Here is a 13,189-nt window from a genome sequence, read left to right on the forward strand (position 1 = left end):
TCTGACGAAATCGGTGATAGATTGTCACTGATGGATCGCTCGGACATACCTTCGCTCGACGACCTGCGAGCGTTCGAAGCAACAGCGCGGCTGGGTTCGGTCCGGCTTGCAGCAGACTCGCTTGCGCTCACGCACGGCGCCGTGAGTCGCCGTATCACCAAACTCGCCCATGACATCGGGGTCAGGTTGTTTGAAAAGAATGGGCGAGGCCTGCGGCTCACCCCGGCTGGCGAGACACTCAACCTGACTCTCGGGAAGTTCTTCGGTGAGTTGGCCACCACAGTGCAAAGCCTGCGTACCGCCAATGCCGGGAAGAATGCCCTTGTGCTCTCCTGCGAGCCTTCAGTTGCCATGCGTTGGCTTATTCCGCGCCTGGCGGCGCTTCAAGTGGCGCATCCGAACATGGCCCTCCACCTCTCCGTGGGTGGTGGGCTTGTGGAATTTCGCAAGAAACAGGTCGATCTCGCTATTCGACGGCTGGACTTCGCTGTGCCCGAGACATGGAACGTCCGGACCCTTTTCCCCGAAACGGTTGGGCCCGTTATGAGGCCGGAAGTGGTGCCAGCGTTCGAACGTGGCGACTATCTCGCTCTCGGGTCGAAGACTCGACCTGACGCGTGGGCGCAATGGCTGAAGACCCATCCGTCGGCGCGTCGACCCACAGAAATGCGATACTACGACAATCACGCGCTGATCGTCGAGGCAGCGTCCGCAGGCTTGGGTGTAGCCCTCAGTCCGCTCGTACTCGCGGTTGACGATGTGGAACGAGGAAGCCTGGCGGCGCCTGCTGGCTTTGACCCCGACGGCAGTCAATATGGGTTGATATGGTTGGGGTCGAGTGAACTGCAAGGTGTGGAGTTTGAACTCGCAGAGTGGCTCCAAGCGCAGTTCAGCGGCCTGAGCCCCCAGCACCTTTGAAAGAGCGCCCTGCGAGCTTCGCCTAGCTGAATGTGGTCGACCGGCATCGAAAAGCAGCAACCGAGCATTGATAGGCCGGGTAGAGTTTCTCGATGAGCGGCACAGTTTGCCGTGCTTGGTTCCGCACTACCATTTTACAGGCATCCTGATGAGGCATCGCATGGGCGCATCACGGGCTTCGTACAGGTGACGCCGGTTACTACCTACCTTCAACGCCTGGATGGGTGCCAATCCATTTCAAATGCGGAAAATCCCGGCGCGGCGGATCGTGCAAATTCCTGTGACAAGGAATGCCGTGCCCGCCTTGGACAGGTCGGCACGGCGGCTGGCCTCATTGCTCATTCATTTTTGGGGCAATCACTCTCAGACTCTCACCTATCCCACGCTATCATCATCAAGCCAAACAGAGTGAAATGCCAATTCGGACGCTCTTTTCAGAAGTTCGTGCTGCTCGCGGGCCAAGTTTCGATGACTCTGCGGAAACAGAACAGTCAAACTGGCTGAAAGAACGGAGCCAACCTCTTTATGGCGGGCAGGCTCCAGAGGACATCCGATAAGGCACAGTTTGCCCCATCGGTGAGTTCTCCAAGAAAAGGGAACACAGTTCGGTACACGGCCGGATTTTCATAAGGGAGTGGCCTGGATGAGCAGAACCCGTCTCTCGCGGCCTCAGCGTGCGAAGCGTCGAGATGCCCAGGCTACGGCTGTTGCGGTGAGGCGCTTCTGCTCAAAGGGCGATGATGCGGTCCGCAACAGCGTGGACCCGCTCGGTTGAAGGGGATCTGATCCAGATGGTCGCAAGCATCCAGGCTGTTGCCCCCCATGACATAGCGCTTTCGGTGCGCGATCTGACCGTAAGCCTGCCGGCCGGGATGGAGCGGGTCCATGCGGTCGAGAATATCTCGTTCGATCTGAAACGCGGCCAGATCCTCTGCATCATAGGCGAGTCCGGATCAGGCAAGTCGGTCACGGCGAACGCGATCATGGGGCTCCTGCCCAAGGTGATCCGCCTCTCATCGGGTTCAATACAGTTGGAGGGGATGAACATCATCGGCATGTCGCCCGACAAGCTGCGCAACCTGCGTGGTCGGGTCGTGTCGATGATCTTTCAGGATCCGCTCTCGGCGCTCAATCCCCTGATGACCGTGGGCGCGCAGATTGACGAGGTCATGGCCGCGCATGGATACGGCACGCCAAAAACCTGCCGCGACCGCGCCATCGAGCTGCTCACTGAAGTGGGCCTGCCTGACCCCGAACTCATGTATCATCAGTACCCTTTCCGGCTTTCGGGCGGGCAGCGACAGCGCGTCATGATCGCCATGGCCTTGGCGCTCGAGCCGACGGTGCTGATCGCCGATGAGCCAACCACTGCGCTCGACGTGACCACCCAGGCACAGATTCTGGAGTTGATCCGCGACATTCAGCGCCGCAAGGGCATGAGCGTGATGTTCATCACCCACGATTTTGGCGTGGTGGCGGAGATCGCCGACAGCGTCGTGGTGATGGAAAAAGGTCACATCGTCGAGCAGGGCAGCGCCGAGCAGGTGCTGAAGTCGCCCAAGCATCCCTATACGCAGCGCCTGATCGCGGCCGTACCGCATCTGACCGGCGAAGATCGCCCTCGTGCGGAAGCCGCCAGCAAGGAGCCGATCCTGAAAGTCGAAGGTCTGGTGAAGACCTATCGTGGCGGCAGCGCGCTATTCGGAGCGCAGCGGATTGTGATGGCGGTGAACGAGGTTTCGTTCGAACTGGCGCAAGGCCGCACCCTGGGCGTCGTAGGCGAGAGCGGTTCAGGAAAATCCTCGCTGGGCCGGCTTCTGATCAAATTGCTGGACAGCGACGGCGGCGAGATTTTGTTCGAGGGATCTGACATCGCCAAGCTTTCCGAAGCGAAGTTCCGCCCACTTCGACCGCGGATCCAGATGATCTTCCAGGATCCCTTCGCGTCTCTGAACCCACGCTCAACGGTCGGCCATATCATCACGGTCGGTCCGGTGGCACACGGAATGCCTTACGCCCAAGCGCGCGAGGAAGCGCGGGCGCTCCTGGCCCATGTCGGTCTCGATGTCGGCGCCTTCGGCCGCTATCCGCACGAGTTCTCGGGTGGGCAACGCCAGCGCATAGGCATCGCGCGCGCGCTGATGTTCAAACCGAAGCTGCTCATTGCCGATGAGGCGGTTTCCGCGCTCGACGTGTCGATCCAGGCGCAGATCCTGCAGCTTCTGGACCAGATCCAGCGCGAGACTGGCGTATCGATGGTCTTCATCACGCACGACCTGCGAGTCGCCAGCCAAATCTGCGATGAAATCGCCGTGATGCAGAAGGGCCGGATCGTCGAGCGCGGACCGCCCTCGCAGATATTCCTGAACCCGCAAGCAGCCTACACGCGCCAACTCGTGGCGGCGATTCCGGGGGAGCGGCCAGGCAATGCCCGTCCCATTGCAGCAAACGCATGAAAAATAACAAGAGAGGAACTACGATGACCAAAAATGCAACGACTACATCCAACTATTCGAGACGCCAGGCACTCCGACTGATGGCGCTAGGGGGGGCTGCAGGCTTGATCGCGCCCAATCTTCTGGGCAAGTCCGCTTTCGCCAAGACCCCTGCCACGGGCCCGGCCGGTCGCGTCGTCGTCGGCCTCTCACAAGAGCCGACGGTGTTCAATCCGCTGATGGCGCATATCGAAGTCGATGACGCGGTCCATTTCTCGGTTTTCGATGCGTTGGTCAGGATGGATGCCGAAGGTGTCCTTCAGCCGAACCTCGCGGCCGAGGTGCCAAGCCAGAAGAACGGCGGCATTTCGGAGGATGGTCTCAACTGGCGCATCCGGTTACGTGACAATGTTCGCTGGCACGACGGCGAGCCCTTCACGGCCGAGGACGTGAAATTCACCCTTGAGCTCATCACCAACCCGAAATTTCGCGCTTGGCGTACAAGCGGCCATTCGCTCGTGCAGGACATTACGGTGGTTTCGCCCACCGAGATCACCTGGCGGATGAAGGAGGCTTTTGCGCCCTATCTGTCGTTCCTGGCCGAAACCTTCATAGTGCCCAAGCACATCCTGGGGAAAGAGGGCGATCCGAATACAGCGGCGTTCAACCAGGCGCCGATCGGCACCGGCGCTTTCAAGTGGAGCCAACGGGTAGCCGGCGACCATATCGAGCTCGTCGCCAACCCCGAGTATGCCGGCGAGGGCCCCTATGTCGAGCAGCTCATCTTCAAATACATCCCCGATATGACGGTGCTCTACACGCAGTTCAAGAGCGGCGACGTCGACCTGGTCGATCAATCCTACATTACCGCCGACCATTATGCTGAAGCCCGCGAATTGCCAGACCGCGTGGTGACACTGGAGACCGGCGCATCCGTGGAGTCGATCTACCTCAATCTGGGGCGCCCGCAGTTCAAGGACCTGGCAGTGCGCCAGGCGCTTTACGCCGCAATGGACAGGAAAGCGATCGTTGACACGATCTATTACGGCGTGGGCACTCTCACCGAGACCTTCATGCCGAAGGAGTCCTACTACTACAATCCGAACCTGCCCGCGCAGGAATTCAATATGGACCGCGCGCGACAAATTCTGGATGAGGCCGGCTGGGCGCCAGGCCCGGATGGAATTCGCGCCAAGGATGGAGTGCGACTGTCCTTTGCCAATTCGACGACGTCAGGCAACAATCTTCGCGAGCAGACGCAGCAGTTCCTGCAGCAGACGTTTGCCGAGATCGGCGTCGAGATGACGATCTCGAACTTGCCGGCTGCGGTCATGTGGGGCGAATTCTGGCTGAAGTCGCAGTTCGACACCGCCATGGTGGGCGTTACCTATCTGATTGCCGCGGACCCCGACGCCACAAACCGCCTCCATACGAAGGCAATCGCTGCTCAAGGCGGGCACGGTTCGAACACCGGGCAGTATTCCAACCCCGAAGTCGATGCCCTGCTTGAAAAGGGTGCTCGCAGCTTCGATCAGGAAGAGCGGCACGGGATCTATAACCGCGTGCAGGAAGTGGTGCGTCACGATCTGCCCTTCCTGCCGCTGTTAGCGATCACCAACGTGCTCGGACGCAAGGCAGGGTTGGACGGTTTCAAGCCCAATGCCAACACGCGCACCGCGTCGTGGCATGCCGCAGACTGGCGCTGGAAGGCCTGATCCATCCTATTGCCGTCGCCGGATTTCACTGCGGCGACGGCAACAGCCTAAAATCGCCAACCCACAACGGAGGACTCAGAATGCGCGGCTTCCTGCTCAATCGCCTCTCGCAGAGCCTGGTGCTGCTTGTGATCGTTTCGATCATCGGCTTCGGCATTCTGAACCTCCTCCCGGGCGGCCCACTGGCGCAATTCGGGCTCGATCCCGGAATGACCCAGCAGGATATCGAGCGGCTGAAGGGATTGCTTGGCCTCGATCGGCCTATATGGATCCAATACCTGGACTGGGCATGGCGGCTGCTGCAGGGCGACTGGGGACACTCCTTCCGCGACGGAGCGCCGGTATTGCAGATCATTGGCAGCCACGTGTTCGCCACGCTGCTGCTGATGGGATCTTCAACCGTGATTGCGATCTCCATTGGCGCCTGGATTGGAATTCGGGGCGCCACACGCCGCTACTCGCTATTCGACTATCTAGCGACTGTCGGTGCCATGATCGCTTTGTCGGTCCCTACCTTCTGGTTCGGACTCGTCGGCATCTACATCTTTTCCCTGAAGCTGGGCTGGCTGCCCGCGGGCAATATGTCCGAGATCGGAGATGCCTCGATCCTGGGATATCTCCACCATTTGATCCTGCCAAGTATCGTGCTGTCGCTGGTCCATGTCGCGATCTGGAGCCGCTACATGCGGACGGCGACCCTCGACGCCATCAGCCAGGACTTCGTCAAGACGGCTCGGGCCAAGGGATTGAGCGAACGGCGGATTCTGATGAGGCATGTCGTCGGCAACGCACTCTTGCCGATGATTACCTTGGCCGGGATGCAGCTTCCCAGTGTTCTCACCGGCGCTCTGGTGACCGAAACCGTCTTTACCTGGCCGGGAATGGGACGGTTGTTCCTGGATAGCCTTGGCTATAGCGACTATCCGGTTGTGATGGGGCTTTTGATGTTCTCGGCCATCCTCGTTCTGCTTGGAAACCTAATCGCCGACATTGTCGTCGCTATTGTCGATCCACGTATTCGCCTGGCTTGAGCGCGCAACTTCCCCGACAGGAGACAGCCGATATGACCGCTCTCACCGCAAATGCAGCTCCAAGCCGATGGACAAACAACCGCGCGGCGCTTCGTTTCATGAGACACCGCCTGGCGCTGCTCGGGTTGGCGATGATCATTTTCCTCGTGCTTGCTTGCGTGCTCGGCCCCCATCTACTGCCTTATGACTCACTGTATATCGATCTGCGGGCCCGCTTTGCCCCACCGCTGACGGGCCACCACTTTCTGGGCACTGATCCGCTTGGCCGCGACCTTGCGGCAAGATTGTTGATGGCGGGACGAATCTCGCTGCTGGTGGGTTTCTTCGCCATGGTGTTGTCGACCCTCGTCGGCACGCTTGTCGGCGTGATCGCCGGCTATCGCGGCGGCTGGATCGGGGCGACGCTGATGCGCACGGTCGATGGCTTCCTGTCGTTCCCTTCGATCTTTCTGCTCCTGGCGCTGGCTGCGGCACTGAAGCCCAGCCCTGTGATGATCACCGTCATCATCGCCCTCACCAGTTGGATGGAGGTTGCCCGTATCGTGGAAGCGGAAGTCCGCTCGTTGCGGGAACGCGAGTTCGTCCTGGCCGGGCGCATGCTGGGATTGAGCGGCACCCACATCATGTTCCGCGAGATACTGCCCAACGCCATGGGACCCATTATCGTTGCTTCCACCCTGACGGTCGCGCGCGCCATTCTGATGGAAGCCTACATCAGCTTCCTGGGCTACGGAATTCAGCCGCCATTGCCCAGCTGGGGCAACATGCTCAACGGCGCCCAGCAATATCTGGGCAGCGCACCTTGGCTGGCCATCATTCCCGGAGCTGCAATCACCATCGCGGTGACCAGTTTCAATTTCATTGGTGACGGACTGCGTGACGCGCTGGACGTCCGGGACGACCATATTTGAAGTGCCGCGAGCGGCCGCTTTCTTAATCCCTGGAACATCAAGAGAAGTCAGTCACGTGCAAGAGCCCAAAGTCGCCGAAAAGAACACGCCCTACTGGTGGGAAGCGGCGCCCGTCATGCCGCTGCCGCGGCAGCCGCTGGCAAAGAAGCTCGATGTGGTGATTGTCGGCGCCGGCTATGCCGGGCTTTCGGCTGGGCTTGTGCTGGCGCGCGAGGGGCGCTCGGTCGCCGCTTTCGATGCGATGCATCCGGGCGAGGGTGCTTCCACGCGCAACGGCGGGATTACGAGCGGCAGCATCCGGCCGGACCATGCCACGATCACCCGGCGCTTCGGTGAAGAGAAGGCCATGGCGATCGAGGCCGAGGGCAAGATCGCGCGCGAATTCCTCTACGACTTCATCAAGACCGAAGGGCTCGACTGCGACTTCCGGCTGGTTGGCCAGTTCAAAGGCGCTTTCGGGTATCAACAGTATGAGATAATGGCGCGTGGCGCCGAGACACTGGCGAAGAAACTGGGGATCCAGTCCTACGCCGTTCCGCATGCCGAGCAGCGAAATTATATCGGCACCGATTTCTACCGCGGTGGAACCGTCCGGATGGACATTGGCGCGCTGCATCCCGCAAAATTCCACGCTGAACTCCTGCGGGTGGCGCTCGGATCCGGGTTGACGGTCCATTCGCATACAGCGGTCAAATCGATCGAGAGGAATGGTTCGGGGTTCCGCGTCACGACACCGGCAGGGACGGTGGATGCACGGCAGGTTCTGGTCTGCACCAATGGCTATACCGACGGCGCCGCTCCGTTCCTGCGTCGCCGCTTGGTTCCGGTCCGCAGCCGGATCATCGTGACCGAGGAACTTGCGCCCGATGTCATGGCGCAACTGATGCCGAAGCTGATGACGATCACCGAAAACCGGCAACTCGGTTTTTATTATCGTCCCTCGCCCGACGGGAAACGCATTCTGCTGGGCGGGCGCGACAGTTCTCGCGTCGGCGATCCGGTGGCGCCGAAACTTCTGCTACGCAAGGGCTTGGTGAACCTTTTCCCGGAATTGGAAAACGTCCGCCTTTCGCATTGCTGGTTCGGCAACGTGGCGATGAACCGCGATATGCTGCCCCGCATCTTCGAGAAGGAAGGTGTGGTCTATGCCACCGGCTTCTGCGGTTCGGGCGTGGTCTGGGCGCCATGGATCGGCATGCGTGCGGCCCACAAGCTGATGAGGCATGGCGAGCAGTCCCGCACGGCGTTCGACTTTCGACCGCCTTCGGCCATCCCGCTCTATCGCGGCGATCCGTGGTTCATGCCTGCGATTATCCAGGGCTACCGGTTGCAGGACCGTATCGCCTTCTGGCGCGCCAGCCGCTGACGGCCAAAGGTGACGGCCTTTTTTGACTATTCGTCGCTGCGGCCCGGCTGGAGGCACCGCGGAGCTTGAGGGCGCTGGCGAAGCGCTATGGAATCAACCAGAAGACCGTCGCGAAGTTGCAGAGTCGAATCTGTGTCCTCGATCTGCCGATTGGGCCGAAGGAGGCGCGGTCGACCCTGCTCACGGTCGATGAAGAGGCCGTCATCGTCGCCTTTTGACGCTATACGCTGCTGCCGCAGGATGACTGCTTCTATGCGTTGCAGCCGACGATCCCGCATCAGGGCAAGCAGCACAAGTTCGTCGCCATCTATCGTACCTCGAAGGGCGCCTTCATGGAATTGCATGAGAAGGCCACCACTGTCGTCTCCCGAGAGTTCCTGCTCCGGCTGATCGCGGCCGTTCCCCATAAGATCCACACAGTGCTCACCGACGATGGAATCAGTTCACCACACCTAATGCCGGAGGCTCGGCCGTGCCGCAGATCAATGAGGCTATCGCCAACGGCGAACGCTTCTGGGCGCACGCCTTCGAATATGCCTGCGCCACGAACGACATCGAGCACCGTACGACTAAGGCCAAGCATTGGACCAATGGACAGGTCGAGAGGATGTACCGCACGATTAAGGACGCCACGGTCAAACGCGTCTACTAGGGAAGTCACGATCAGCTCAGGTAACACCTCGGACTTCTTCGCCGACTACAACTTCGCACGCAGGCTCAAGACCCTCAAGCGCGTTCCAACGGACTCGCGAAGCGGTTACGCCGCCCTGCGCCGAACTGGAACTCGGTCGGGCTTGAGCAGATCGTATCGGTCAAGGGATCAAGAAACCGCACATCTGGCGAAGTCCTAGATGATTTCGGCACATTCTTTCGAGCGCACGATGCGATGAAGGGCTGATCGGAACTTTGCTTCCGCATTCATGGCAGCCGAGGTTGGTTGGAACATGTCGCCCCGAGTCGAGCGCATTCACAGCGATGAGCGTCTCCCGGCCGAAGTCGACGTCGTCATCGTCGGCGGCGGCATCCTCGGCTCTACGGCCGCCTATTTCCTGGCGAAGCGTGGCCTCTCTGTGGCTCTGCTAGAGAAGGGCCACGTCGCCTGTGAACAATCGAGCCGAAACTGGGGTTGGTGCCGTCAGCAGAACCGCGATCGGCGCGAACTGCCGCTCTCGGTGATCTCCATGCGACTGTGGGACGAGCTGACGCGCGATATCAATCGGGACCTTGGATTTCGACGCTGCGGTCTCGTCTATGCGACTCACGACGAGGCTGTGCTCGCCGGCTGGGAAAGGTGGCGCGAGGTCGCCAGGGAGTACGAGGTCGACACCCGCATGCTGAGCCGGGCGGAGGTGGCCGAGCGCGTCCCCGAAGCACGCGACAAATGGGTCGGCGGGACCTATTCAGACCGGGATGGTAAGGCAGAACCTGCGCTCGCCGCGCCGGCTATCGCCGAAGGGGCCAGAGCTCTGGGCGCCACCATCCACCAGGAATGCGCCGCGCGGGCGCTCGACTTGGCCAATGGCAAGATTGCGGGCGTGCACACGGAGAAGGGCTACATCAGAACCGGCGCGGTGCTGTGCGCCGCTGGCGCCTGGTCCTCGCGCTTCCTTAGGCCGCTCGGGATCAGTTTCCCCCAAGCAAGCATCCGGCAGACCGCGCTGCGTTCCACCCCGACAATCAACATAGGCGAGGCGGTCTCCACACCCTACTGCACGATCACGCGCCGACTGGACGGCAGCTATACGCTTGCGATCAGCGGCAAGGCGAACCTCGAAATCACGCCCCAAGCTATCCGGTATAGTCGGGAATTCATGCCGCAATTCTTGCGTCGCCTAAAGAACGTCAGGCTCGGCATCGGCCAATCGTTCCTTTCGGGGCCGGATTCAATGCCGGCGCTGCTGACCAGCGACGATCGGATCTTCGAACAGAATCGGGTGCTGGATCCTCCACCCTTAAAATGGCTGGTAAGCCAAGTGGTGGAGAGTGTCCGGAAGACCTTCCCCCAACTCGGCGACATAGAGATCGATAGTGCCTGGGGCGGCTTCGTCGATTGCACGCCGGACGCAGTGCCTGTGGTGTCGCAGGTGGACGCGGTGAAAGGTCTCGTCCTCGCGGCGGGCTGCTCGGGCCACGGCTTCGGTTTGGGCCCGGGGCTTGGCTATCTGGCCGCAGAGCTGGTCGTAAACGACACGCCTTGCGTCGATCCTACACCGTTCCGCCTGTCGCGTCTGGTCGACGGCTCGAAGCTGGACATCGCCGCTATCTGAAGATCAGTGGGAAGTCAGGCCTGACGCGCACCAACAAGCGCCGCTATGGCCTGCAGGACAAGATCGCCTGGTGGCGGGCCCAACGCTGACGGCTAAAGCTGGCGGCCCATTGACCATGCGGCGCTGCGGCCCGGCTGAATGATCGCGTCTCCAACGAAGACCATCACATGCACTACATCTCCACACGCGGCCATTGGTTGGGACTAGCCTCAAGGGGGCGATCTACGGCACGAACGTCCATGGCAGAATTCTGATGGCGACGATGACGCTGGTTTCTCACTCAGGCTATCGAATCTGGGACTTGGTTGCCATTCGGTCGTTGGCGGTGGACCGGAGTCTTGAGCTCCATGCGGCGCCATGAACCACGGCTCGGCTGTAAAGGTCTTTTCCAGTGCAGCGGAAAAATTCGTCGGCTGGGATCTGCCGGTGTGAAGGCGGTCAGTGGTGGGACGCTTTCGCGCGGATCAGCGCGTTGGCCATGTAGAGATCCTGGAGAGAGATACCGGAACTGTCGAAGACAGTGATTTCATAGTCGAAGCGGCGTCCGGGGGCACGCCTTTCAATGACGTCGCCGATTGGTGTTATCGCATGCACGCCGGCATCGATCTCGTCGAGCACGTGTTGGAACTCGCCGATCTGGACGGACTGGGAAAGCAGATCACAAAAGAGACGTGCTCTGGGAAATAGTTCTCTCGGCAATTCGCACTTGCCCGGAGCATCCGACCCCATGCTGACGATATGGGTTCCGGGTCCCACCCAAGCGGAATCGAACAGGGCTTCGCGTGAGGGTGTCACTGTGACCACGATGTCGGCTGCGCGGACGGCTTCTTCGGGCAAGGCAGCGCGCGCGTCCAGGCCCCTTCTCGCGATCTGATCGAGAAGAGCGTCGCGCCGTGGTGAAGGCCGGGCGACGACCAGCACGGTTTCGATTGGGCGGATGCGTGCCAGCGCCATCACTTCGAAGCCCGCCTGATTGCCGGCGCCGAATATCGCCAGGACCTTGGCTTGCTTGCGCGCAAGGAAATCGGCAGCAACCGCGTCGGCTGCGGCCGTCCTGTAGGCGTTGACCTTCCCAGCCTCGATAACGGCGCGGAGCCGACCTGAATGCTGATCGAGCAGCACGATTGTGGAGTTGTGGCGGGGAAGGCCACGTGCCGGGTTGCCCGACCAGAAGGAGCCAATTTTCACCCCGGTTAGGTCATCCGACGAACCGGATTTGATTGAGAAGGTATTGGTTGCCTCCTGTGTGCGCCCGAGAACAGCGGGAAAGATCCAGCTCCGCCGCGACGCTGCTGCCACGAAAGCCTCCCGCGCCGCCTCGAAAGCAAGCTCATGCGTGACAAGGGCGGCCGATTCCTCCTCGCTGATGTAGATCATCCAAAGTTCCCCATGTGCGTCAGTCGTTTATCGCTGGTTGCAGCTACGGCGTTACCGAGGCTGAAATCGCACCCCACGGCGAACGATGCGGACCTCAGCCGATCGCAGGGCAACCAGGCGGAGCGATTCTAGGTGCCCGATAGTCCTCGCCTGATTTGCGCAATTTGGGATGCCGAGGAACTGCTTAAAACGAACAATCCCGCTGAATTGAAAGCGCAAAACAGCAGCGAAATCTGTCCGCCGGACGCCACTCTAAGGTGCGACTTCAATCCTGGATCGAATGACAGCGTTGCACTTATGGCAATTGAGCATGGCACAGACATCGTCAGCAACCAGATGGAGCTGATGAAATTGGAGCCCCGCCATTTGCCGGGCGCGTTGAAGCTGTCGCAGGAGATGGGCTGGCCCTATCGCCTGGAGGATTGGGAATTTGCCGCAATGGTTGGAAATGGTCTGGTCCTGGAGCGGGGAGGACACGTGATCGGCACGGCCATGTCCTGGAGCTACGGACCGACCTATGCTTCCGCCGGAATGATCATCGTCACCGGCTCCGCGCAAGGCGGCGGCAACGGCTCCCGGCTCTTTGATGGATTGCTTGCGGCTACACAGGGGCGCCACGTGCTGCTCAATTCGACCGAAGAGGGGCTCGCGCTCTATAAACGGCGTGGCTTCACTGCCTGGGGCACTGTACTTCAGCACCAGGGCCCGCTGACTGTTGCCGTGACGCAGACGACCCCTGACATCCGTCAGGCGACGGTCTTAGACCTCGCGGCAATCCAGGCCTTCGACGAACGGGCCACCGGCATGCCCCGGACGGCGATGGTGGCTGCGCTCGCCGATGCGGGCAAGGTCGTCGTTATCGAGCGCGCGGGGCGGGTTGCCGGCTACGCCATCGCCAGGAAGTTCGGGCGCGGCTATGTTGTCGGCCCCTGTGCGGCCGAAAGCGTGGAGGACGCGCGGCTTCTGATCCTGGCCCAGCTTTCGAAGCTTCGCGATCAATTCGTTCGCATCGACGTCTATGCCGAGGATGGATTGGGCGACTGGCTTGAGAGCCTCGGCCTCAAGCGGACCGGCAGTGCCACCGCTATGGTCAAAGGGCAACGACCCGTTTCTGACGGGCTGGCCCACATGTACGCATTGGCAAACCAGTCGTTCATTTAGGAAACAAG

Annotated in this window: 9 protein-coding genes and 1 pseudogene; 9 read left to right on the plus strand and 1 reads right to left on the minus strand. The window is 60.8% G+C overall.

From position 1 onward, the window contains the following. The first annotated feature begins 30 nt into the window (after nucleotides 1-30). The 8 genes and pseudogenes from LB547_RS22280 (at nucleotide 31) to LB547_RS22315 (ending at nucleotide 10,643) form a co-directional block, all read left to right on the plus strand. Complete coding sequence (locus LB547_RS22280; RefSeq protein ID WP_140499537.1) at nucleotides 31-918, plus strand: LysR family transcriptional regulator; 888 nt, start codon at nucleotides 31-33, stop codon at nucleotides 916-918. A gap of 791 nt (nucleotides 919-1,709) precedes the next feature. Beyond that, nucleotides 1,710-3,374, plus strand: a complete 1,665-nt coding sequence (locus LB547_RS22285) for an ABC transporter ATP-binding protein (RefSeq protein WP_140499535.1) — start codon at nucleotides 1,710-1,712, stop codon at nucleotides 3,372-3,374. 23 nt (nucleotides 3,375-3,397) lie between these two features. Further along, nucleotides 3,398-5,068 (plus strand): peptide ABC transporter substrate-binding protein, encoded by a 1,671-nt coding sequence (locus LB547_RS22290; protein ID WP_140499533.1) that lies wholly within the window; start codon nucleotides 3,398-3,400, stop codon nucleotides 5,066-5,068. A gap of 80 nt (nucleotides 5,069-5,148) precedes the next feature. Beyond that, on the plus strand, nucleotides 5,149-6,099 hold the full coding sequence (locus LB547_RS22295) for an ABC transporter permease (protein ID WP_140499531.1): 951 nt from the start codon (nucleotides 5,149-5,151) through the stop codon (nucleotides 6,097-6,099). Between the two features lie 32 nt (nucleotides 6,100-6,131). Next, complete coding sequence (locus LB547_RS22300; RefSeq protein ID WP_140499530.1) at nucleotides 6,132-7,010, plus strand: ABC transporter permease; 879 nt, start codon at nucleotides 6,132-6,134, stop codon at nucleotides 7,008-7,010. A gap of 115 nt (nucleotides 7,011-7,125) precedes the next feature. After that, a complete protein-coding gene (locus tag LB547_RS22305) occupies nucleotides 7,126-8,376 on the plus strand; it encodes an NAD(P)/FAD-dependent oxidoreductase (RefSeq protein WP_263483435.1) in 1,251 nt (416 codons plus the stop codon). A 62-nt stretch (nucleotides 8,377-8,438) separates the two neighbouring features. Then, nucleotides 8,439-9,107, plus strand: a pseudogene (locus LB547_RS22310) (integrase core domain-containing protein); the annotation flags it as partial. A 213-nt stretch (nucleotides 9,108-9,320) separates the two neighbouring features. Next, nucleotides 9,321-10,643: an NAD(P)/FAD-dependent oxidoreductase gene (locus tag LB547_RS22315; protein ID WP_140499813.1), complete on the plus strand. Its 1,323-nt coding sequence runs from the start codon at nucleotides 9,321-9,323 to the stop codon at nucleotides 10,641-10,643. Between the two features lie 438 nt (nucleotides 10,644-11,081). On the opposite strand, the gene LB547_RS22320 is transcribed toward LB547_RS22315, so the two are convergent. Continuing rightward, nucleotides 11,082-12,020, minus strand: a complete 939-nt coding sequence (locus LB547_RS22320) for an ornithine cyclodeaminase family protein (protein WP_140499525.1) — start codon at nucleotides 12,018-12,020, stop codon at nucleotides 11,082-11,084. A gap of 132 nt (nucleotides 12,021-12,152) precedes the next feature. On the opposite strand from LB547_RS22320, the gene LB547_RS22325 reads away from it, so the two are divergent. Continuing rightward, nucleotides 12,153-13,181 (plus strand): GNAT family N-acetyltransferase, encoded by a 1,029-nt coding sequence (locus tag LB547_RS22325; RefSeq protein ID WP_224646636.1) that lies wholly within the window; start codon nucleotides 12,153-12,155, stop codon nucleotides 13,179-13,181. Nucleotides 13,182-13,189 lie beyond the last annotated feature (8 nt).

The organism is Mesorhizobium sp. B264B1B (assembly GCF_020165765.1).
Classification (GTDB): domain Bacteria; phylum Pseudomonadota; class Alphaproteobacteria; order Rhizobiales; family Rhizobiaceae; genus Mesorhizobium.